This window comes from Cohnella hashimotonis, assembly GCF_030014955.1.
GTDB lineage: Bacteria > Bacillota > Bacilli > Paenibacillales > Paenibacillaceae > Cohnella > Cohnella hashimotonis.
The window spans coordinates 6,417,058-6,441,079 of the sequence record NZ_JAGRPV010000001.1 but is presented as its reverse complement, the minus strand read 5'-3'; the positions used below and the strand labels follow the sequence as shown (position 1 = coordinate 6,441,079).

Below are 24,022 nucleotides of genomic sequence, written 5' to 3'. Positions count from 1 at the left end.
TAACTCGCCCTCCGCATGGCCTTCATGGCCAGGCGGAGGGCGAGCTTTTTTAGTATTTGCGCTACAGCCGCAGCAAACGGCCGCAGCAGCGCTGCAAGAGCAAAATCTGCGCCTGCGGACGCAACAGGCTTCAATGTCCTATGCTGCACTCACGCGAACTGCAGCACGACCATCTGGTGGCACTCGACTACCGGGACCGTATAGCTGACCGCGCCATCCTGCGCAGTAAACGGCAGCTCGGTCATCTGCGGCGCCAGATAGATGCTTCCGACCGGACGGTCGGTGCGCACCGTGCACGCGACGTCGTAGATCGGGAGCACGTCTTCGATGATCTCGACATTTCGCCCGCGGCGGACGGGGGAGGCGTACAGCAGATGATGAACGAGACGACGATGGGACGGTTGTTCCTGCACAGTCGTCACGCCCTGCGCGGGAAGCGAGGTCGCGAGCGTCGGCGCGGCGAGCAGGCGGCCGAGTGCATAGTCCACCATCTGGCGCAGCACGAGATTGCCGTGCTCGGCGTAGGCGCCGAAGACGTTCCAGGCGATATAGATGCCGGCGTCGTGTTCGATCATGCCGGGCTCGCGGCTGCTCTTGTCGTTCGGCGTGTGAAGATGGGACGAGAAGGAGAAGGCGTCCCGGTTAAAGTACGGATTCTCGCGGTAGCCGAGCACCCGGCCGCCCGCGACTTCGATGCGCTGGCCTTCGCCGTACATGACGGCGGATGCGCCTTCGCCCGGACCGAACGGGGCGGCAGGCACGAAGTAGTCCGGCTTGTACGGATTGGAGCCGATCCAGCGCGCGCCAAAGTCGAGGGCGAAGCCGGAGCCGTCGGGGCGAAGGCCGGCGCTTCCCGTGGCGAGCACTCGGCCGCCCTGACCGACATAGGCCGCGAGCTTCGCTTCGATCTCGGCGTCGGCGGGGATCAGGTCCGGCAGGATAAGCACGGCGTAGGCCGTCCAATCCGATTGCAGGTCCACAATGTCGAACAGCCGGTTGGTCTCCAGCAGCATACGCGCCGCCCCTTTGTCTGCATCCAAAACGTTGCCGCCGACGCCGCGGAAACGGCCTGAAGCCTCGAGGCCAAAGACCGCAATGTCCGCGACATTGACCGTATCCGCGCACCATGCTTCTTTTGCCTCCACTTCCTTGTACGCCTCGCCGATCAGCCGGTACGTAGCTTCGTCCATCAGGCCGTCCGGATGCAGCTGGTCCCCGACGGAGCAGCCTGCGCCGTTTGCCAAGCTCAGCGCCGTCTCGTACCGAAGGGCGTTCGGATGCTTGTAGCCGCCGAATTCGCCCCAGGACAAGTGGAACTTGCCCGTCATGCCGAGAAAAGGACGGCCGAGCTGCTGGACGTACCGCGCGGATAGCGGGAAATGGTCGTAACCCCAGCCGCCGGTCGGCAAGGACTCCAGCTCCAGTTGGTGCGTGTTCAGGAAGGCCAACTCCCGTCTGCCCTGCGGGATATGACCGCCGTTGTGGAACACCGGGAGCTCCGGGCGATACTTATGGACGGCCTCGTTCGTCCGCTCCGCATAACGTAGGTAGGTCCGTTCCCACAGCGGCCGCATCGCGCTCTCGTCGCGGGGATCGATGCCTTCTGCACGCGCCGATCGGATGCAGGACTGGCAGTAGCATTTGCGGATGCCCACGATATCGAGGAAGATGCCGTCCGCGTCGTACTTTTGGACGACCTCTTCGATCTGGGCGACAAGGGTGTCGAGATAGGGGGTGTTCATGCAAAACTCGTGGTAACCCGCAGTGAGAAAATCGGGCGCCCATTGCGTAGACTCGTCTGCGCGGCGCACCAGCCATTCCGGATGAACGCGGGCCAGCTTCTCGTCGAGGCCTGCCGACAGATACACCGGCGTCTTGACGCCGATCGCGTGCGCGGCTTCGATCTGTGCGCCGAGCAGATCGAACGAGAGATGCGGATGCATTTCGTTCGCCGTTGTCGGATGATAAGCCCAGCCGTGATGGCATTTGGAAAATACGGTGATCGAATCGACGTGCCCGAGCTTAAGCATGTCCTGGAATTGCTGCGCCGAGAACGACGAGCCGATGCTTTCGATGAGCTCGGACGTGTGAAAATCCAGATGTACCTGACGAAATCTCATAAAATAACCTCCGCATAACGTTCTGTTTGCCTTTCAGTGTAGAGCGTCCGCGGGCCGACCGATAGTTATAGGAACGACAATATCTAGCACAATAACGACTTTTCAGTTTATCATGGGTACAAGCCGCAAGGAACGAGGAGGGACGAGTTGGATTGCATTCAGTGGCAAGTGCCGCCGATGCCGCAGCTGGTGACGGCGGGACATGGAACCTGGCGGCCCGGCATGCAACATTTTCGGCGTTCCTTCGATCTCTATGACATTATATTCGTGAAATCGGGATGCTTGTACATGACGGAAGACGGCGCGGAATATGCGATCGGGCCTAACCGTCTGCTGGTGCTGGAGCCGGGTAAGGCGCATGAGGGATTTCGGCCTTGCGAGGTGCCGACGGAGCTGTATTGGTTTCACGTCAAGCACGATTCCGGACACCGGATCGTTGCTTCGGACGAGATCCCGTGGTCGCTCGTGCTCCGTAAGGGCACGGACAAGGATCTCCAGCCGGGCATGCAGCCCGTTTATATTCCGAAGTTCGGCGCTTTTCGGATGGACGAAGCTTGGCCGGCGCTGGACCGGCTGGTCAAGCTGCATGACAGGCTGACGGTCGAGGCGGTATGGCGCCTGCAGGCAGCGTTCGTGCAGCTGCTGTCCGTCATGCAGCAGTTCGTCCGGGGCGCGGCGACCGAGACCCGCTCGAGCCGCCTGGCCGAGGAAGTATCCGCGTATTTGCGGCGTCTGGCCTGCGAGCCTTTCGACATCGAAGCGCTCGAACGCGAATTTCATTTTCACCCGGACTATATCGCCCGCTGCATGAGACGCCACACCGGCATGAGCCCGGTAGAGTACGTGCGCCACGTCAGGGTGGACCGCGCGCGCAGGCTGCTCGAGCATTCCCCCGAGCTGTCCGTGAAGCAAATCGCGGAGGCAGTCGGGATCGCGGATCCCAACTATTTCGGCCGTCTGTTTCGCAAGGAGACGGGGATGTCGCCCGCGGCGTACCGCAGGCTGCATGCCGGCTACGCGTAGAGCGCACCTTGCCCGCGACTCGACTTATTTCGACATTTTCACGTTTTTATATGGTAGGATTATATTACTTATGTTTGACCTTGCCGGGAGGCTTTAGCCATGATCGTCCGTACCAAGCTCCGCATCCCGCATTCTAGCGTTCCTGTGGTATCGCGTCCTGCCCTGATCGCTAAACTGGATGAGGGGATGGAGGTCAGACTGACACTGATCTCGGCGCAGTCGGGATACGGGAAAACGACCGCCATGGCCGAGTGGGCGAAGCAGAGCGGGATACCAGTGGCTTGGGTGTCGCTGGACCGTCAAGATAATGATTGGATACAGTTCTGGAGCTATGTGATCGCATCCGTTCAAGAGCGCTTGCCCGGCTTTGGTCCGGAGATCCCTTCGATGCTCGCATCGGGACCTTCGGAGCTCATGGAACCTGCGATCGGCACGCTGTTGAACGAACTGGAGCGGTGGGCCGGCCGCCTCGCGATCGTAATCGACGACTATCACACGATCGAGCTCGAGGCCATTCATCGTTCGATGAGCTTCTTGCTCGCGCATTTGCCTGAAGGCATACATATATATATGGCTGGGCGCGCCGAGCCTCAGCTTCGCGTCGCCCGGCTTTTCGCCAAGGGACAGGTTGTCCGGATCGACATGAGGGATTTGTGTTTTCGATTGGACGAGGGCTACTCGTTTTTCAGAGATGCTGCAAATCTGGAATTGACGCGGGAACAGGTACGACAACTAGTCGAACGGACCGAGGGCTGGGTCAGCGGCTTGCAGCTGGCGGCGTTATCGATGAAGCAGTCGCGCGATATCGCCAAATATGTCGAGCGATTTGCGGGCCGTCAGCACAGGGTAGCGGATGATTTGCTCCAGGAGATTCTGCACGGGCAGACGGAGCAGATACGCGATTTTTTATCGGACACTTCGATCTTGAGCCGAATGAACGCTTCTTTGTGCGAAGCCGTCACGGGCAAGCTCGATTGTCAGGCGCAGCTGGAGCAGCTTGAAAGTTACAATATGTTCATCATACCGCTTGACGAGGACAGAGAATGGTACAGATATCATCATTTGTTGTCGGAATATCTGCAGCGCCGTTTGTACGGCATGAACGTCGAACGGTGGCTGCTGGTTCATGAGCGGGCCGCAAAGTGGCTGGAGGCCTCCGGCTTCGACGAAGAAGCGGTCGAGCATTACATTGCCGGCAAACGATATGCCGATGCCGTTCGGCTTATCGAACAGAACATGGCCGTCCTCATGCAATCCAAGAGCGTGTCATTGAAAAGATGGATTACATCCTTGCCGGACGACGCCTTTGCGGAAAAGCCGATGCTCGAAGTGTTCTATATATCGGTGCTGTTCGGTGTCGGCGAGTGGGAGGCGGCCTACCGCAGAGTCGCCGCGGCGCGGTTGCGATATGAATGGCTGCAGGACAAAATGCTCGCCGTAGAATGGAACCGGGCGATGGGCAATATCTACTATTTTTGCGCCGTATCGGCCTATCTGCAAAAGGATTTGGAAGAGATGTCCGTGCACTTCGAGCGGATGGAGGCTTGCATGCCCGAGGGCAGCCTCTTTCAAACAATGGGACGCAATCGTTATCAGGGCTTCGATTCGTTCGACGACCATCTGGGCTATATTAACGATCTGCGTGCGGCAGAAGTCTTTCTCACCCGTTGGATCGGAAGATGGGGCGTCAAGGAAGAGTATCCTTTTGTCGGTTATTTGTATGCCTCATATAGTCAACTGCTGTACGAGTGGAACAGGCTGGACGAAGCCGCTGAAGTGATTGGCAGGGCGCTCGGCAGAAAAGACGTAGAGCCCTTCGCGCGAATCGAGATTCATATGGCAATGACCGCATCCCGCATTCGGCAGGCGCTCGGCCAACCAGAAGAGGCGCATGCGTTGCTGGCGAAGTTAAAAGAGAAGATTGTCTCGCCCGATCGTGCTTTGTTCATGATCAAGATCGAAGCGCAGCAAGCCGACTTGTCTCTGCAGCAAGGCAAGCCGGGACCGGCTCGGGAATGGCTTGAGACCTGCGGGCTCTCTGCAGAGGACGAGATCTCGCCGAATCGGGTACCGGAATACCTCGTTCTGACGAGAGTGTTGGCCGCGTTGGGCCGCGCGGGCGAGGCATTGGAGCTGCTGAGGCGGTTGGACCATTTTCTTCAAGTCGAAGATCGATTAAGGGACCGGATCAAGGTAAAGATTCAGCAAAGCCTGACGGAGCATCGGGCGGGCCGGGCGGAAGCTGCGCTCGCCGCGTTGGACGCGGCGCTGAGGCTGGCGCGGCCGCAGAGGTACATTCGCAGTTTCCTGGATGAAGGAACGGATATGACCGAGCTGTTGATCGCTTATACGCGAGTTCCTCGCGGACGTCCGAAGCTCTCCGCGTTATCGGCCGAGAAGGTATATGCGGGGGAGCTTCTCCGTTCGCTAAAGCCCGAAAGCGCCGATGCACCCCCGCTTTCAGTCGCATTGACCGGGCAAGAGGCGAAAGTGATCGGATTGCTGAGCCGAGGCTTATCGAACAGGGAAATCGCCGAAGCGCTCGGAATCAAGAGCGAGACGGCGAAATCTCATATTAAAAATATATACCGCAAGTTGAACGCCGGCACGCGGATTCAGGCGCTGCAGCAGGCAAAAGAGCTTAACTTGGTCTAAAAGGCCTAAATTCTCATTCCCTCATCCCGCTCATTCTCCCCCTCCCCCTTTGCACACCGGAGCTTCTCCCCCGAAAGGGGGATTTTTTTGTCTTTTTAATCGTTCTATAGTTGGGGGATAGAATGCGAGGAGGACTATATGCTTACAAACAGGTCATCTAAATTACTAGTCGGATTGCTATTAATATGTATGCTTGTCGCACCGTTCGGTTCCGCTTTCGCGGCCAGCACGCAGGCGACTGCTTCTGTGTCGGACATCCGAGGCCACTGGGCGGAGGGCGAGCTGACGGATTGGATAAACAGGGGGCTTGTTCAGGGCTATCAAAACGGGGCGTTCAAACCTGATCAATCTATTTCCAGAGCCGAGTTCATCGCGCTGGCTAATCGTGCGTTCGGTTTTGCTGGAAAGTCGGATGTGGAATTTGCCGACGTAAGCGCGACAAGCTGGATTTATCCCGAAGCGGCCGCAGCGGTCAAAGCCGGATACATCACGGGCTATGCGAACGGAACCTTCGGACCGGACAAGCCGGTTCAGCGGCAGGAAGCGGCTGTCATGCTGAGCCGCCTGCTGAACTTGCAAGCGAAGGACGGCGCAACGGTCTCCGGCTTTAAGGATGCGGACCGCATCGGCAGCTGGAGCAAGGCGGCGGTCGGGCAAGTCGTCGAAGGCGGTCTCATGAAGGGCTACGGCGATATGACCTTCAAGCCGGCGGCCGCTATGACGCGTGCGGAGGCGGTCGTCCTATTGGATCGCGCCCTCAAGTCGCGTACGATCGCGTATGACGTTCCCGGCACGTACGGCCCGGAGACCGGCGTTGAGACGATCAACAAGAACGTTGTCGTCAATACGGCAGGTGTCACGCTGCAGAACATGGTCATCAATGGCGACCTGTTGCTCGGGGAGGGCATCGGCGAGGGCGACGCCGTCCTGAACCAAGTTACGGTGAAGGGGCATGTCACCGTGCAGGGCGGCGGCGAGCACAGTATTCACTTTAACAACTCTACGCTTGTCGACATCATTATCGACAAGACATCCGGAACGGGCATCGTTCGGATTGTCTCGGAGGGATCTACGACCGTGGCGCTCGTCAAGGTGAATACGCCTGCGACGCTTCAAGAAGTAAACGCTACAGGCACTGGCTTCGGGGATATCGATATGAGTGCCGATCTGCCTGAAAATTCAAAGGTGACGCTGATCGGCTCATTTAATACGATTAACGTCAGTTCGCAGCAAATTCAAGTGGACGTGCCGGAGGGAACGGTGGTTCAGTCGCTCGTTCTGAACGCGATCGTCAAAGTGCTGGGTCAAGGGACGATTGTGCTGGCTACCGTGAACACGGCGGGCGCGACGTTTGAAAAACCGCCTGAGCAGACACAGACATCTGCCGGAGCGACACCGACACCGACGCTTGCACCGAATGGCGGAGGCGGAGGCGGAGGAGAGACGGTGACGCCAACAGTTGCGCCGAGCGCGACACCGACACCGAGCGCAACGCCAACGGCAACGCCGAGCACAATGCCGAGTGCGACACCGAGCGCAACGCCAAGTGCGACGCCGAGCGCAACGCCGAGTGCGACACCGAGCGCAACGCCGAGTGCGACACCGAGTGCAACGCCGAGTGCAACGCCGAGTGCGACACCCAGCGCAACGCCGAGCACAACGCCGAGTGCGACACCGAGTGCGACACCGAGCGCAACGCCAAGTGCGACACCGAGTGCGACACCAAGCGCGACACCGAGCGCAACGCCGAGTGCGACACCGAGCGCAACGCCGAGTGCGACACCGAGTGCGACACCGAGCGCAACGCCAAGTGCGACGCCGAGCGCAACGCCGAGTGCGACACCAAGCGCAACGCCGAGTGCGACACCGAGCGCAACGCCGAGTGCGACGCCAAGCGCAACGCCGAGTGCGACACCGAGCGCGACGCCGAGTGCGACACCGAGCGCAACGCCAAGCGCAACGCCGAGCGCAACGCCGAGTGCAACCCCAACGCCGACGCTGTCTCCTGACGAGGCCATTGCGGCAGCCAAGGCGGCGCTGATCGCTGACTCCATCCTGGGCGACAATGACGCATTGGCTGCGATTACGACCGACCTGACGCTGGAAACGTCCGGCGCGCATGGCACGACGATCGCCTGGAGCGCCGACAGTGCGGCGATTGACGCTTCCACCGGCGAAGTGAAGCGCCCGAGCTTCACTACGGGCGACGTCACGGCGACGCTGACCGCTACGATTACGAAGTCTGGCGGCACAACGGCCACGAAAACATTCGCGATCGCGGTGCTCAAGCTCGACGAGACCGCGGACGAAGCGATCGCGGCAGCCAAGGCGGCGCTGACCGCGGCATCCATCCTGGGCGACAATGACACGCTGTCAGCCGTCACGTCCGATCTGATGCTGGAAACGTCCGGCGCGCATGGCACGACGATCGCCTGGAGCTCGGACAGTGCGGCGATCGACGCTTCCACCGGTGAAGTAAAGCGCCCGAGCTTCACGGCGGGCGACGTCACGGCGACGCTGACCGCTACGATTACGAAGGCTGGCGGCACGACGGCGACGAAAACATTCGCGATCGCGGTACTCAAGCTCGACGAGACTGCAGATGAAGCGATCGCGGCAGCCAAGGCGGCGCTGACCGCGGCATCCATCCTGGGTGACAATGACACGCTGTCAGCCGTCACGTCCGATCTGATGCTGGGAACGTCCGGCGCGCATGGCACGACGATCGTCTGGAGCTCGGACAGTGCGGCGATCGACGCTTCCACCGGCAAAGTAAAGCGCCCGAGCTTCACGGCGGACGACGTCACGGCGACGCTGACCGCTACGATTACGAAGGCTGGCGGCACGACGGCCACGAAAACATTCGCGATCGCGGTGCTCAAGCTCGACGAGACCGCGGACGAAGCGATCGCGGCAGCCAAGGCGGCGCTGACCGCGGCATCCATCCTGGGCGACAATGACACGCTGTCAGCCGTCACGTCCGATCTGATGCTGGAAACGTCCGGCGCGCATGGCACGACGATCGCCTGGAGCTCGGACAGTGCGGCGATCGACGCTTCCACCGGCGAAGTAAAGCGCCCGAGCTTCACGGCGGGCGACGTCACGGCGACGCTGACCGCTACGATTACGAAGTCTGGCGGCACAACGGCCACGAAAACATTCGCGATCGCGGTGCTCAAGCTCGACGAGACCGCGGACGAAGCGATCGCGGCAGCCAAGGCGGCGCTGACCGCGGCATCCATCCTGGGCGACAATGACACGCTGTCAGCCGTCACGTCCGATCTGATGCTGGAAACGTCCGGCACGCATGGCACGACGATCGCCTGGAGCTCGGACAATGCGGCGATCGACGCTTCCACCGGCGAAGTAAAGCGCCCGAGCTTCACCACGGGCGACGTCACGGCGACGCTGACCGCTACGATTACGAAGGCTGGCGGCACGACTGCGACGAAGACATTCGAGATCACGGCGCTCAAGCTCGACGAGACCGCGGACGAAGCGATCGCGGCAGCCAAGGCGGCGCTGACCGCGGCATCCATCCTGGGCGACAATGACGCACTGGACGCGATTACGACCGACTTGACGCTGGAAACGTCTGGCGCGCATGGCACGACGATCGTCTGGAGCTCCGGCAGTGACGCAGTAGATCCGGAGACGGGAATTGTCACGCGTCCGAACAACGCAGCGGGCGATGTCGAGGTGACTTTGACGGCTGTCATTTCCAAGAAAGACGGCACTGCGCTTACGAAAACGTTCATCGTCATCATCAAGAAAGACGGGCTTCCGGCGATCCTGAGCGCATCAAAAGGCTATTACCTTTGGTATAACATTAACGGCACGACGACGGCGTTGTACATCCAGGTGGACGGCATTGATGCCAGCCACACGTACGTGAAGGATATCAGTGTCTGGAACGCAGACTTGGCCGAGTATAGGACGTCCGCCCAGATGATTGCGCTGCTGGAATCGGCGGAATCGACGGACGGCACGGGTCGCCAACTGTCGAGTGTGGCCACGATCACTGACATCGGAGGACGATTCCAGATCACGACCAAAAGCAAGTCGGCGGCTTCGATGATCAAGGTTTATTACAATAGCAGCTGGTGGCCGACCGCCACTTACGGTTCTACGTTAACCGGCTTCACGAATAATCAGAGCACGGTAGATTCCGCCATCGCGGCTGCTGCTTCCGCCTTGACGGATAGCGTGATCCGCGGAGCCAACGCGACGATCGGCAACGTGACGACGGCGTTGACGCTGCCGACGACGGGCGAGCAGGGCACGACGATATCCTGGAGCTCGGACATGCCGACCGTTATAGCGACGGACGGGATGGTCGTGCGCCCCTCCTACGGTATGGGCGATAAGACGGTTATTCTGACCGCAACATTCCGCAAAGAAGGCGGGTCAGAGCAAACCAAAGCGTTTACAGTTAGCGTGCGCAAGCTCGATCAGACGGCGGACGAGGCCATTGCGGCCGCCCGTGCGGCGCTTGATGCGGATACGATTTTAGGGCTCAATCCAGACTTGAACGCCGTAACTACCGCGCTTGATCTGAAGGCATCCGGCGCGGCGGGGACGACAATAACCTGGAGCTCTGACAGTCCGGCAATCAATGCGAGCACGGGTGCGGTCGCGCGTCCGTCCTACAACAAGGGCAATGCGACTGCGACCCTGACGGCGACGATATCCAAGACAGGCGGCACGAGTTTGACGAAGACGTTCACCGTAATCGTGGTCAAGCAGGACGAGACGGCGGATGACGCAATAGAGACTGCGTTCGAGTCTCTCACAGCCGATGCTATTCTGGGCGAAAACGTAAGCCAGTACGAAATAACGACGAATCTTGAGCTGCCGACGAGCGGTGCAAGGGACACGACAATCGTCTGGCGTTCGGACAATGCGGCGATCGATGCGGCGACGGGCGCGGTGACTCGTCCCGGCTATCTGAAGGGCGATCTGATCGTGCATCTCACGGCGACAATCTCCAAGGCGGGAGGCGCGGATGCCTCCAAGACGATCGCCGTCACGGTACTTAAGTTGGAAGAGACGGCTGACGATATCGTTGCGGCCGCTGCAAGTGCGCTGACGGCGGATACGATTCGAGAAGACAACGTTGCGCTGTCGTCCGTCAAGACGACGCTGAATCTGGCAACGAACGGTATAGGCGGCACGGCAATCTCCTGGAGCTCGGACAGTTCCGCCATCGATGCATCTACGGGCATGGTGACGCGGCCGGCGTTTGGGGCGGGAGATGCCGTGGTGAATTTGACCGCTACGATCTCGCTGGAGGGCGCAGCAGATCAGACCAAGGTGTTCCATATCACCGTAAAGGCTGTCGATCCGTCCGTACAGGAAGCGATCGCGGCCGACGCAGCCTCTCTTGCAGTCGCGATCGTTCAAAATAACCCGTCCTTGAGTACGGTGACGTCAGCGCTTCGTCTGGCTGCCGCAGGCACATACGGGACGACGATCGCCTGGAGTTCGGATAACGCGGCGATTGACGCGGTTACGGGAGAAGTGACGCGCGCGGCCTTTACAGCGGACGACACGGCAGTGACTTTGACCGCAGTCGTCTCGAAGGAAGGGGGCACGCCGCAGACGGTCACGATTCCTGTGACGGTGCTGCGTGTCGATCCGACCGACGACGAAGCGATCGCTGCGGCATACGCGGCGCTTACTGCGGATTCGATCCGTCTCGCCAATACGGGACTGGGTGACGTTAGGACGAATCTTGACCTTAGCACGTCAGGAAAATACGGAACGACGATCACATGGAGCTCGGATGAAGCGGCGATCGACTCGGTGACGGGCAGCGTGACGCAGCCGGCCCATAGCGCATCGGATGTCGAGGTCCACCTGACTGCTACTGTCACGAGAGCGGACGGGGCCTCGCAATCCAAGACGTTCACCGTCACCGTCAAGCGCGTCGGTCTGCCGGCCGTCGTGGTCGGCAAAGCCAATTATTATCTTAATTACAACATCAACGAAACTACGACGGCATTGTACTTCCGGGTCGATGGCACGGATGTCAGCCATACGTATGTGGTCGTGCTCGAGGTATGGAACGGGGCAGACCCTTATCGTAATTCCGGTCAAATGATCGATTTGTTCAACAATGCGACCGCGAGCGACGGCAGCGGCAGGAAGCTGTCCGAAGTGGTCGATGTGTCGGAATCGGGCGGGCGCTTCGTCTTCGCCACGAAGAGCAAGTCCGCTGCTTCCTCGCTTTTGCTCTATTACAATAGCAGCTGGTACCCGACGGCGACTTACGGCAAGACCTTGACGGGGATCGAAAACAATCAGAGCGCTTCCGGTACGGATTGAGGCGCTGAGACAAGCAAAAGGACGAAACGGGGTTTACCCGCTTCGTCCTTTTTGCTTGCGGCGGCGATGGCTTTTGTCCACGGAAATTCCTCGTTAGACGCGCTTTTGGACCACCATTTTCCTCAAAGCCGCCGGTATTCCGCACCCGGATGCGTGTCCGGCAGGCGGGCTTCGCCTTTGCCGAACAGCCGCTCGCGCAAGGTCGACTCCTCGTAACGCTCTCGGAACATGCCGCGTTTTTGCAGCTCCGGCACGACAAGATCGACGAAGTCCCGATGGCCGCCGGGCAGCACGTAGCGCTCCAGGTTAAAGCCGTCCACGCCGGTTTCCTCCACCCAATACTGCATGGCGTCCGCGATATCCTCCGCCGTGCCGGCCACCGTAATGCCCCGGAATTCCTTGGACGCGAAATTGTCCGCCACCTCACGCACGGTTTTCACGCCGCCGCTGTGCTTCGTATATCGCTCCGTATGCGTCCGGCCCTGCTCGGTATTCACATTGGTAAACGGAGCATCCGGATCGAGCGCCGACAGATCGATGCCCGTTGAGTTCTCGTAGGTCAGCAGCGCCGCCTCGCGGCTGGCATATTGTCTGTACGATGCCAGCTTCAGCTCGGCTTCCTGGCGCGTCCTGCCGACGACGGCCGACAGGCCGGTGAAAATCTTGATCTGCTCCGGCCGTCTGCCGTAGCCCGCCGCCCTGCGGCGGATGTCCTGCACCTGCGCCCGCAGCGCCTCTGCCGTCGGCGCCTTCAAAAACACGCCCTCTGCGTGCTTGGCGGCAAAGTCCCGTCCTCTGTTGGAGCTGCCGGCCTGGAACAGCACGGGCGTCCGCTGGACCGACGGCTCGCTCGAATGAGCGGCGGTCATCTTGTAGTAGGGGCCTTCATGCCGGACGATGTGCACTTTGGACGCATCGGCGTAGAACCGTCTGTCCTTGTCCGCTTCGACGGCGCCGTCCTCCCAGCTCCCCTCGAGCAGCTTGTAGCTGGCCGCCATGAACTCCTCGGCCTGCTCGTAGCGCTCGTCGTGAGGCAGAATGCCGCTGCGGCCGAACGCCTCCGCGCCGCTGATGCCGCCGGTGGCGACGACGTTCCAGCCGATGCGGCCGCCCGTCAGATGGTCGAGCGTCGAGAACCGGCGCGCGTTGGGGAACGGCAGCTCGTAGACGGGGGACGCCGTCGTGACGAAAGCCAGGTGTTTGGTCGCCGCGGCCAGCGCGGGGATGAGCAGCATCGGATCGTTCGAAGGCGCATAGACCGCCTCCCGGTATGTCAGCTCCGTCTTGTGATTCGGATAGCCGTAAGAGTCGGCGAAAAACATGAAGTCGAAAAGTCCCCGCTCCAAAATTTGCGCGAGCTCGATCCAGAATGACAGCTCCTTGTACCGGTAGGACTGATTGTCCGGATGCGCCCACAAGCCCTGCGTCATCTGATTCAGCGTATTGATATCGAAAATGCCCAAATGGATTTTTTTCATCCTCGTCCACCGATCCTTCCCATCCGAATGCCTTGCGATTCACTCGGAATTCACGTCATTAACTAGAGAGGATAGAGGACCGCGGGCCGAAAGTACAATAGAAAGAACTAAACGCGGAGTTTAGCAACGTTAAATTCCCGCAGCTCGCGCCTGCCCGCCGGCTTGCGCTTGTTCGCCAGCCCGTACCGGTCCGTCAGCCTGCGCCAGTCCGCGCGGGGCATAGATCCGCTTGATCTCCTCGACCAGCTCCAGGCTGATCCGGCTCGTGGATGACGCGCTGCGGCGGGTCAAAATGCCGAGCGAAGGGCCGTCGGACAAATCCGCCACGTCCTTGACGGCGGTTCCGGGGATCGCCGGCGTTACGGCCACCTCGGGCGCCAAGGCGATGCCGAGCCTGGACTGCACGAAGTACTTGATCGCGGTGATGCCGGCAACCTCGATGCTGCTCTGACGCAGTTTGCCAATCTGCTTTGTGATCATCTCTTCGATCCGGATGCGGAAGGCGCAGGAGCCGGGCGTGAACAGGAACTTTTCGTCCTGCAGATCCCGGAGGCGGATGTCGTCCCGCGCGGCCAGCGGATGGTCGTCCGGCACGATCAGCTTGAAGGTCTCGTTCATTAGAGGGTGAAATGCAAGCTCCAAATGAGGCTCCGGCTGGTTGCACAAGGCGAGGTCGATCCGGTCCTCGAGCAGCATGCCGGCGAGCTCCTTCGTCGTGCCGATCGTCACCTTGGCCTGCACCTTCGACTTAAGCTTGGTGAAGGCGGCGAGAATCTCGGGCACCCGGTTGCTGGCCGAAGGCTCCGAAGCACCGATGCGCACAAGGCCCGCCTCGCCCTTGATATAGTCGACGAGCGCGACGTTCAGGTCGTCGTATTCGCGCAGCAAGGAGTCCGCCCGTTCGTGGAACAGCCGGCCCGCCGTCGTCAGCGTGATCGTCTTGCCGCGCTCGAACAGCTTGACGCCGAGCTCCTCCTCGAGCTTTTTGATCTGGATCGTGATGGTCGGCTGCGAATACTGCAGCGCTTCGGCAGCCCGCTGGAAGTTGCCGAGCTTCACGATCGTCTGAAAGGTTTTGATAAGCCGAATCTCCACGGGGGCCGCCCTCTTTCTGACAGTTAAATATTTTTAAAGGAACGCTTTATACATATCAATTATACAAGCCCAGCCTTTTGCTCTATTATAACAGACATGTTCTCGAATAATCCAAGCGGATTACAATGAATTAAAAATTCCATAGAGCGAGGTTATCCATCATGACGAATGCATCCAACGCGACATCCCCTGCAAACGGCGCAGCAGCCGGCGGCGAAAGCCTGTACGTGCGCCACTCGCCGAGCTTCTCGGCCAAAATCTTCGGCTACGCCCCGGAAGGCTTCAAGTCGTTCGGCGAATTCAACAAACAAGCGCTCGCCGCCGGCGAGCTGTCGGTCAAGACGAAGGAACTGATCGCCGTCGCCGTCTCCCACATCACGGGATGCCCGTACTGCATCGAAGCGCACGTCGGCAAATCCAAGGCGGAGCAGACCTCGTTCGAAGAGATCTTCGAATCGGTCACGGTCGCTGCGGCGGTTAAGGCCCACTCCGCGTTTTTCAACGGCGCGAATGCGCTCAAAGCGTTTGCGGGCAGCCAGGAGGCAGATCTGTACCCGCTGTCGAACATCGAGCTGGCCGAGAAGCTCGAGGATGCGAATGAGGCGCTGTACAACGGCTTCCACGAATTCGTGCATATCTCGCTGCGGAGCGGGCGCATCGCCGAGAAGGAAAAGCTGCTGATCGCCGTCGGCGCATCGCTCGCCGAGGGCAACGCCTATTCGATCGAGATTTTCACGCGCAAGGCCAAGGATGCCGGCATCACGATCGAGGAGCTGGCGGAAACGACGCTCGTCGCGACCGTGCTAAAGGCCGGATCCGCAATGGCGCACCGCGTGAACGCCTTGCAGGCGTTCGAGAGAGAATAACGGAAGGGGGCCGGGGAGATGAGCGAAACGACGCAGCGATTCGAGGAATGGCCGGAAGGTCTTAAGGAGCAGCTGGTGGCCTGGAGAAGGCATCTCCACGCGAACCCCGAGCTGTCCTTCAAGGAAGTCGATACGGCTCGTTACGTGGAAGAGGTTCTGTCCGGCATCGAGGGTCTTCAGCTCAGCCGGCCGACGCCGACGAGCGTCGTGGCGCGCCTGATCGGCCCGAAGCCCGGGCGGACGCTGGCCCTGCGCGCGGACATGGACGCGCTGCCGATCGCCGAGGAGACGGGACTTCCGTACGCCTCCGGCAATCCGGGCGTCATGCATGCCTGCGGGCATGACGGCCATACGGCGATGCTGCTGGCCGCGGCCAAGCTGCTGGCGGCAAGGAGGGGTCGGCTGCACGGCGAGATCCGCCTGATCTTCCAGCATGCCGAGGAGCTGCCGCCGGGCGGCGCGATCGAGCTGGTCGAAGCGGGCGTCATGGACGGCGTCGACTGGGTGTTCGGCGAGCATCTGGCTTCGCAGCTGCCGGTCGGCCAGATCGGCGTCGCTTACGGAGACATGGCCGCTTCGCCCGACAACTTCACGATCGTGATCAAGGGCTACGGCGGTCATGCCGGCTTTCCGCACCGGGCGGTCGACACGATCGCGATCGGCGCGCAGATCGTGTCCAACCTGCAGCATATCGTGTCAAGGTATACGAATCCGCTCGACCGGCTCGTCGTTTCCGTCACCCAGTTCACCGCAGGAGCCTCCCACAACGTTATTCCCGATTCGGCCGTGCTGAAGGGGACCGTCCGCAGCTTCGGCGAGCAGGTGCGGCAGGACGCGAAGGAGCAGCTGCTGCGGATCGTGCAGGGCATCGCGGCCGCGCACGGCGCCGAATACGAATTCGACTACGTGCTCGGCTACCGTCCGGTGGTGAACGACGAGACGCTGACCCGAATCCTGGAGGAAGCCGCCGTCGGGCTGGTCGGCGCGGATGCCGTCGTGCACACGCCGCCGGGCATGAGCGGCGAGGACTTTTCCGCTTATCAGCAGAAAGCGCCCGGTACGTTCGTCAACATCGGCGCCGGCAACGCGGACAAGGGGATCATGTACCCGCACCATCATCCTAAATTCGACTTCGACGAGTCTGCGCTCGAGATCGGCGCAAGGTTGTTCGTGCGTGCCGCGGAGAAGCTGCTCGCGTGGGACGAATGATAGTTTACTTTTATTAATAGCTGCGATTAATAGATTTTAATGTACAACTTCGACAAGATCCGCTATTATTGCTTTTATAAAACCAATTAAACAAGTTGGAATTATAAGTTTTACAGAAGTCGGATTTGTAGAAATTCAGACAAGGGGAGAACTCGAATGAATAAAAAGTATCGCAACCTCCTGACGGCGCTGCTCGTTATCGCGTTATTCGCCGTCTACGGCTGCTCTTCGAACAATAACAACGCCGGCTCTTCCGGCTCGGCATCGGCGGGGGCTTCCGCCGGCGCGTCGACGGGCACTGCGGCTTCGGCCGAGCCTGCAGCGGCCGATCTCGCGACCGAGCTTCGGTTCCCGCTCGCGCAGCAGGTGCCGACGCTCGACCCGCACCTGGCGCTCAATACGAACGTCTACGTGACGCTCAACATTTTCGAAGGACTGTTCGCCTTCGACGCCAACTTCAAGCCGGTGCCGATGCTCGCCGAATCGTACGATCTGAGCGAGGACGGCAAGACCTACACGTTCCACCTGCGCCACGGCGTCAAGTTCCACAACGGCAAGGAGATGAAGGCCGAGGACGTCGTCGCCTCCCTGAACCGCTGGAAGTCGGTCACCGGACGGGCGCAAGCCTCGCTGGGCGATTCCGAATTCAAGACCAAGGACGAGTATACGGTCGAGCTGGCGCTCGGCGAACCGCGCAACGACATTCTCGCCCAGCTGAGCCACGTGCTGAACAACGCCGCGATCATGCCGAAGGAGGTCGTCGAGGCGGCCGGACCGGACGGCGTCAAGGAATATATCGGCACGGGACCGTTCAAGTTCGTCGAGTGGAAGCAGGACCAATATGTACACGTGGCCAAGTTCGACGACTACCAGCCGGTATCCGCAGAGCCGTCTGGCCTGTCGGGCAAAAAGGAAGCCTTCCTGAAAGACGTCTACTTCGACATCGTAACGGACAGCGCGACGCGCTTCTCCTCGTTCCTCGCGGGCACTTACGATTACGTCGACGTCTCGCTGGACAACCTGCCGCAAGTGCAAGGCCTGTCCGACGTGAAGCTGAACAAGAACCTCGGCTCCGACATCAACCTCGTATTCAACAAGAAGTCGCCGCTGTTCTCGAACGTTAAGTACCGCGAGGCCGTTGCGGCCGTGCTGGACGCCGACGAGATTCTGCTCGGCACGGTGAACTCGCCTGATCTGTACCGTCTGAACCCGAGTTACATGTATCCGGAGAATAAAACCTGGTACAGCGAAGCCGGCAAGGAAAATTATAACCAGAAAAACGCGGACAAGGCGAAGCAGTTGCTTCAAGAAGCTGGCTACAACGGGCAGGAAGTGACGCTGCTCACGACCAAGGAGCTCGGCGGCTCGTTCTACAACGCGACGATCGTCGTGCAGAAGGAGCTCGAGTCGATCGGCGTCAAGACGAAGCTGGACATCAACGACTTTGCGACGCTGCTCAAGAAGCGCGCGGACGCCAACGCTTGGGACATCTACGTCGGACTGTTCACGATGCCGTCGACGCCTTCGCAGCTGCTCTATCTGAACCCGACGTACGGGTTCGCCGACGATGCCAAGCTGGCCGAGCTCACCAAGCAGCTCACCGCGGCTTCCACGGACGAAGAGATCAAGACGGCGAACGATGCGCTGCAGCAGTACGAATGGGAATATCTCGCGGCGGTCAAGATCGGCGACACATACTCCCAGAGCGCGACGCGGGATAAGCTGACGGGACTCACGACGCTGGCGGGTTATCCGAACCTGGCCAATACGAAGCTGGCGAAGTAAGACAAGCACGCCGCATGGATGCCGACAGGCGCTCATGCGGCCCTTGTTCTTAGCAGACGCAACCCGAAGGAGGGGCGAAGGATGGCGTTCTATATCGCAAGACGGCTGCTGGCCACGGTCCCCGTGCTCTTCGTGTTGTCCGTCATCGTATTCTTGATCATCTACCTGATTCCCGGCGATCCGGCCGCCGTCATGCTCGGCGACGGGGCGAGTCCGGAGACGATCGAGGCGCTGCGGGAGCAGCTCGGCCTTAATCTGCCGCTGCTTCCGCAATACGCGCGGTGGGTCGGCCATGCTTTCCAGGGCAACCTGGGCGATTCGTTCTTCATGCGGCAGCCGGTCTCCGAGGCGCTGGCCGAGCATCTCGGGCCGACCTTCTCGCTCGCCGTGCTGGCCGAGATCGTCGCCGTCGCCGTCGCGGTGCCGCTCGGCATCCGCGCCGCTTCCCGCCAGGGATCGCTGTCGGACAAGGCGCTCACGGGCTTTTCCCTGTTCGGGATTACGGTGCCGGGCTTCGTGCTCAGCATGTTCACCGTGCTGCTGTTCTCGGTCCAACTCAAGTGGCTGCCCGTATCGGGCTACAAACCGCTCTCCGACGGGCTGTGGACGCATCTTAAATATTTGATCCTGCCCGCCGTGTCGCTGGGCATCGTCCAGGCCGCCTTGCTAGCGAGAGTCACCCGGGCCTCCATGCTTGAGGCGATGAACGAGAGCTTCGTCAAGACGGCGTTGGCCAAGGGCGTGAGCGAACGGGGCATCGTCTACAAGCACGTCCTGCGCAACGCGCTTCTGCCGATCCTGACCGTCGTCGGCGGCTCGTTCGGGACGCTGATCGCGGGCGCGGCCGTCATCGAGTCCATTTTTAACATTCCGGGGATGAGGCAAATGCTCGTCAACTCGGTGCAGCGAAGGGACTACGCGGTCATCCAGGGCGTCGTGCTGTTCGTCGCCTTCGCGTACGTGCTCGTCAATCTTGTCGTGGACCTGCTGTACGCGGCCGTCGATCCGCGGATCCGGCTCAAATAACGGAGGGAAAGGAGGAGACCCTATGCGCTCACTGGAAACGGAAGCGGCCGAGATCGCGGCCGGGCGGCTGCGCCTGAAGCGGGAGAACCGGCGGCTGTTCGCGCGGCGCTTCCTGGCGAACAAGCCGGTCGTGGCGGGCGGCGCGCTCATCGCGATCGTTGCCTTGGTGTCGCTGTTCGCGCCGTGGATCGCGGGCGGGGACCCTTATGCCCTCGACGTCATTAATCGGCTCAAGGCGCCGAGCGCCGCATTCCCGCTGGGCACGGACAACTTCGGCCGGGACCTGCTGACGCGGGTCGTTTACGGCACGCGGATGTCCGCCGAGGTCGGGTTCGCCGTCGCCGCGGGCGCTTCGGCGATCGGACTTGTCATCGGCCTCTACGCCGGTTACTTCAAATGGCTCGACCAGATTCTGATGCGCGTCATGGACGGCCTTTTCGCCTTCCCGGCGGTTCTCCTCGCGATCGCCATGATGGCGGCGCTCGGACCGAGCGTCGGCAATCTGATCGTCTGCCTGATCATCGTGTTCGTCCCTTCGATCGCGCGCATCGTCCGCTCGTCCGTACTGGTCGCCAAGGAGCAAACCTACGTTGAGGCGATGCACGCGCTGGGCGCTTCCCATACCCGGATCATCTGGAAGCACATCATGCCGAACGCCTTGTCCGCGCTGATCGTGCAGGGGACGTTCGTCTTCGCCGAGGCGATCATCGTCGAAGCGGCGCTGAGCTTCCTCGGAGCGGGCATTCCCGCGCCGACGCCGAGTCTCGGGAACCTGCTCTCCGACGGCAAAATGTTCATTTACAATTCGTCCTGGATGGTCGTGTTCCCCGGCCTCGCGCTCGTCGTCGTCGTGCTCGGGATGAACCTGTTCGGCGACGGGCTGCGAGATCTGCTCGATCCCCATTCGCGCAGGTCGGGCAAGAAGCGCTGATTTTGAGGGCAGGGGCAAAGCGCTCTGCCGGTTGCGATAGAGAAGATGCACGCGAGCCAGAGAGAGGAGGATGCGCATGTCGGCCGAACCCCTTTTACGCATCAGAGGACTGAGAACATACTTTCACACGGAGCGGGGCCGGCTGGCCGCGGTGGACGGCGTATCGTTCGACGTGGGCAAGGGCGAGATCGTCGGCATCGTCGGCGAATCCGGCTGCGGCAAGAGCGCGACCGCCCAGTCGGTGCTGCGGCTGTTCGACGAGAAGCGTCTCGCCAGCTATGAAGGCGAGATCGACTACGACGGCACGGACCTGCTGCGATTGTCGCCGAAGCAGATGCGCGACATTCGCGGCAACGAGATCTCGATGATTTTCCAAGATCCGCTCAGCTCGCTGAATCCCGTCCATACGGTCGGACAGCAGATCGTCGAGACGCTCCGGCTGCACCGGCCGATCGGCAAGAAGGAGGCCGCGGCGCGCGCAATCGAGCTGCTGCGCATGACCGGCATTCCCGCGCCGGAGCGCCGGGCGCGCGAGTATCCGCATCAGCTGTCCGGCGGCATGCGGCAGCGCGTCATGATTGCGATCGCGCTTGCTTGCGAGCCAAAGCTGCTCATCGCGGACGAGCCGACGACCGCGCTGGATGTCACGATCCAGGCGCAGATCCTCGAGCTGATCGCGGGCCTGAACCGCCGACTCGGCATGAGCGTCATGCTGATCACGCACGACCTTGGCGTCGTCGCCGAAGCGTGCACCCGCGTTGTCGTCATGTATTTGGGCCAGGTGGTCGAAGCCGCCGACGTGCGCACGCTGTTCGCGAAGCCGCTTCATCCGTACACGATCGGCCTTATGCGGTCCGTGCCCCGGCTGGACGGAGACCGGACGCAGGAGCTGCCGGCGGTGCCGGGCAGCGTCCCGACGCTTGGCCAAGTGTCGCCGGGCTGCCGCTTCGCTTCGCGGTGCGCCTTCGCGGACGACCGGTGCCGTTCCGAGATGCCCGAGCTCGAGACGCTGCCGGGCACCGATACGCAGGTGAGATGCTGGTACGCGGGACAGATCGCCGAAGGGAGGCTGGCGGATGCCAACCGTGAACGTTAAGGAGTCGCAAGCCGAGTTGCAAGCCGAGTTGCGAGCACGGCCGCGAGCCGCCGCGAAGGGTGAGCCGCTGCTGCGCGTCGAGGGGCTAAAAAAGCATTATAACGTCGCCGGTCAGGCGGGCTTCCGCCGCTCGGTCGTCAAGGCCGTCGACGGCGTCTCCTTCGAGCTGCGCGAGGGCGAGACGTACGGCCTTGTCGGCGAATCCGGCTGCGGCAAGAGCACGCTGGGCAAGTCGCTGCTCCGCCTGACGGAGCCTTCCGCAGGTCAGGCGTTCTACAAGGGCGCCGATCTGTTCAAGCAATCGCGCCAAGCCATGCAGAAGTACCGCCGCGAGCTGCAGATGGTATTCCAGGACCCCTTTTCCTCGCTGAATCCGCGCCGGATCGTCGGCCTCGCGCTCGAGGAGCCGCTGGCGATCCACGGCATCGGTTCGGCCAAGGAGCGGACCCATCGGGCGATGGAAATCTTGCGAACGGTCGGCTTGCAGATGGAGCATTATTATCGGCTGCCCCACGAGCTGTCGGGCGGACAGCGGCAGCGCATCGGGCTGGCCAGGGCGCTCATCCTCAATCCCCGGATCGTCATCTGCGACGAGCCCGTATCCGCCCTCGACGTCATCATCCAGTCGCAGGTCATCAACCTGATGCAGAAGCTCCAGCGGGAGCTGAAGCTGACTTATTTGTTTATCGCGCACGACATCGCCGTCGTTCGGCATATCTCCGACCGTATCGGCATCATGTACCTCGGCAAGCTCGTCGAAGAGGCCGACACGGACAGTCTTTTTGCGAATCCCCGTCATCCGTACACGCAGGTGCTGCTCTCCGCCGTCCCGGTACCGGATCCGACCGCGAAGCCGGAGCGGATCGTCCTTGAGGGGGATCTGCCTTCGCCGATCGATCCGCCGTCCGGCTGCGCTTTTCACACCCGTTGTCCCTTTGCCATGGATCGCTGCCGGACCGAGACGCCGCTTTATCGCGAGGTCGCGCCGGGCCATTCTGCCGCGTGCCACTTAACCTAGATCGAGAGGCTGGAACCGATATGAAACAAATTCATCTTGGCGTATTCGAAGTGAACAGCGTCAACCATCTCACCCAGGGCATCTGGGCGCATCCCGATCAGAATCGGGTTCACTACAGCAAGATCGAGTATTGGAAAAACATCGCGCAGCTGCTCGAGCGGGGCAAGTTCGACTTCATGTTTTTCGCCGATACGTACGGGTATCCGAAGGCGCGGACCGAGCTCGCCTTCCGCGAGGCGACCGGCCTGCCGGGCAACGATCCGATGATGCTCATTCCCGCGCTGGCTATGGTGACCAAAAACCTCGCGTTCACGATGACGACCTCCACGAGCTACGAAGCGCCTTACGCCAACGCGCGCAGATTCTCCTCGCTCGACCATGTCACGGACGGCCGCATCGGCTGGAACGTCGTGACGACCAGCAACAAATCCGCCGCCGACCTGTTCGGCCGCGAGGACCTGTTCCTGCCGCATGACGAGCGGTACGACATGGCCGACGAGTACATGGATGTGAGCTACAAGCTGTTCGAGGGCAGCTGGGAGGACGACGCGGTGCGCATCGACCGCGAGAACCGCGTCTTCACCGATCCGGACAAAGTGCACAAGATCGTGCACGAGGGCAAGTATTTCAAGCTGACGGGCTACCACGCGGCAGAGCCGTCTCCGCAGCGGACGCCGGTCATCTTCCAGGCGGGCAGCTCGGAGCGGGGCCGGGCGTTCGCTGCCAAGCATGCCGAAGGCGTGTTCCTGAAGGCGCCGACGATCGAGGTACTGCGCGACCAGGTCGCCGATATCCGCCGCCGCGCCGCCGAGTACGGCCGCGATCCGGCCGCCGTGAAGGTGTTCACGGGATTGTCGGTCGTCGTCGCGCCGACGAAGGAGGAAGCCGAACGCAAGCACGCGGAGTATCTCTCCTACCAGAGCGCGGAGGCCACGCTGTCCAGCTATGCCGGCGTCACGGGCATCGACCTGACCGAGCTCGACCCCGATTCGTACTTTGAAAACATCCATACCGAGATGGGCCAGACACACACGGACCGCTTCACCAAGCACAGCAAGACGAAGAAAACCGTCCGCGAGGTGGCCGACGATTTCTTGAAGAAGGGGTTCCGCGGCTTGACCGTGGTCGGCACGCCGGAGGAAGTGGCGGACAAGATCCAGGATTGGGTCGAGGAGACGGACGTCGACGGCTTCAACCTGGAGCCGTACATTCTGCCGGCCTCCTACGAAGACTTCATCGAGCTGGTCGTGCCGGTGCTGCAGGAGCGCGGACTGTTCAAGCGGGAGTACGGGGAGGGCACGTTCCGCGAGCGGCTGTTCGGCAACGGCGTGGCCCGATTGCCTGAGCACCATCCGGGCGCGGCGTTCCGCGACGTGTCGCGGTTGTCCTGAGC

14 protein-coding genes are annotated in these 24,022 nt (G+C 61.2%); 11 read left to right on the top strand and 3 right to left on the bottom strand.

What is annotated here, in order from left to right; all coding sequences use genetic code 11:
- Positions 1–149: 149 nt before the first annotated feature.
- On the bottom strand, positions 150–2,120 hold the full coding sequence (locus KB449_RS25720; protein WP_282911095.1) for an alpha-amylase family protein: 1,971 nt from the start codon (positions 2,118–2,120) through the stop codon (positions 150–152).
- Between the two features lie 147 nt (positions 2,121–2,267).
- Here KB449_RS25720 and KB449_RS25715 point away from each other — a divergent pair, with 147 nt between their 5' ends.
- The 3 genes from KB449_RS25715 (at position 2,268) to KB449_RS25705 (ending at position 12,125) form a co-directional block, all read left to right on the top strand.
- Positions 2,268–3,143: a helix-turn-helix transcriptional regulator gene (locus KB449_RS25715; protein WP_282911094.1), complete on the top strand. Its 876-nt coding sequence runs from the start codon at positions 2,268–2,270 to the stop codon at positions 3,141–3,143.
- 99 nt (positions 3,144–3,242) lie between these two features.
- A complete protein-coding gene (locus tag KB449_RS25710; protein WP_282911093.1) occupies positions 3,243–5,798 on the top strand; it encodes a winged helix-turn-helix domain-containing protein in 2,556 nt (851 codons plus the stop codon).
- A 246-nt stretch (positions 5,799–6,044) separates the two neighbouring features.
- Positions 6,045–12,125 (top strand): immunoglobulin-like domain-containing protein, encoded by a 6,081-nt coding sequence (locus KB449_RS25705; protein ID WP_282911092.1) that lies wholly within the window; start codon positions 6,045–6,047, stop codon positions 12,123–12,125.
- A gap of 122 nt (positions 12,126–12,247) precedes the next feature.
- Here the strand turns inward: KB449_RS25705 and KB449_RS25700 are convergent, their stop codons facing one another.
- Both KB449_RS25700 and KB449_RS25695 read right to left on the bottom strand, forming a co-directional pair.
- On the bottom strand, positions 12,248–13,603 hold the full coding sequence (locus KB449_RS25700) for an LLM class flavin-dependent oxidoreductase (RefSeq protein WP_282911091.1): 1,356 nt from the start codon (positions 13,601–13,603) through the stop codon (positions 12,248–12,250).
- Positions 13,604–13,732: 129 nt separating this feature from the next.
- Entirely contained in the window at positions 13,733–14,698 is a 966-nt protein-coding gene (locus tag KB449_RS25695; RefSeq protein WP_282911090.1) for a LysR family transcriptional regulator, read from the bottom strand.
- Between the two features lie 161 nt (positions 14,699–14,859).
- Here KB449_RS25695 and KB449_RS25690 point away from each other — a divergent pair, with 161 nt between their 5' ends.
- From KB449_RS25690 to KB449_RS25655, 8 genes are all read left to right on the top strand, one after another.
- Positions 14,860–15,564 (top strand): carboxymuconolactone decarboxylase family protein, encoded by a 705-nt coding sequence (locus tag KB449_RS25690; protein WP_282911089.1) that lies wholly within the window; start codon positions 14,860–14,862, stop codon positions 15,562–15,564.
- An 18-nt stretch (positions 15,565–15,582) separates the two neighbouring features.
- Positions 15,583–16,773: an amidohydrolase gene (locus KB449_RS25685; protein ID WP_282911088.1), complete on the top strand. Its 1,191-nt coding sequence runs from the start codon at positions 15,583–15,585 to the stop codon at positions 16,771–16,773.
- A gap of 156 nt (positions 16,774–16,929) precedes the next feature.
- Positions 16,930–18,558 carry an ABC transporter substrate-binding protein gene (locus tag KB449_RS25680; RefSeq protein ID WP_282911087.1) on the top strand — a complete coding sequence of 543 codons (1,629 nt, stop codon included), beginning with the start codon at positions 16,930–16,932 and terminating at the stop codon, positions 18,556–18,558.
- 81 nt (positions 18,559–18,639) lie between these two features.
- Positions 18,640–19,584 (top strand): ABC transporter permease, encoded by a 945-nt coding sequence (locus KB449_RS25675; RefSeq protein WP_282911086.1) that lies wholly within the window; start codon positions 18,640–18,642, stop codon positions 19,582–19,584.
- A gap of 22 nt (positions 19,585–19,606) precedes the next feature.
- Complete coding sequence (locus KB449_RS25670; protein ID WP_282911085.1) at positions 19,607–20,515, top strand: ABC transporter permease; 909 nt, start codon at positions 19,607–19,609, stop codon at positions 20,513–20,515.
- A gap of 76 nt (positions 20,516–20,591) precedes the next feature.
- Positions 20,592–21,611 (top strand): ABC transporter ATP-binding protein, encoded by a 1,020-nt coding sequence (locus tag KB449_RS25665; RefSeq protein ID WP_282911084.1) that lies wholly within the window; start codon positions 20,592–20,594, stop codon positions 21,609–21,611.
- The gene (locus tag KB449_RS25660) at positions 21,592–22,629 is read left to right on the top strand and encodes an ABC transporter ATP-binding protein (RefSeq protein ID WP_282911083.1); all 1,038 of its coding nucleotides are present in this window, start codon (positions 21,592–21,594) and stop codon (positions 22,627–22,629) included. The genes KB449_RS25665 and KB449_RS25660 overlap by 20 nt, the downstream gene beginning before the upstream one ends.
- 20 nt (positions 22,630–22,649) lie before the next feature.
- Positions 22,650–24,020, top strand: a complete 1,371-nt coding sequence (locus KB449_RS25655; protein ID WP_282911082.1) for an LLM class flavin-dependent oxidoreductase — start codon at positions 22,650–22,652, stop codon at positions 24,018–24,020.
- The last annotated feature ends 2 nt before the right edge of the window (positions 24,021–24,022 follow it).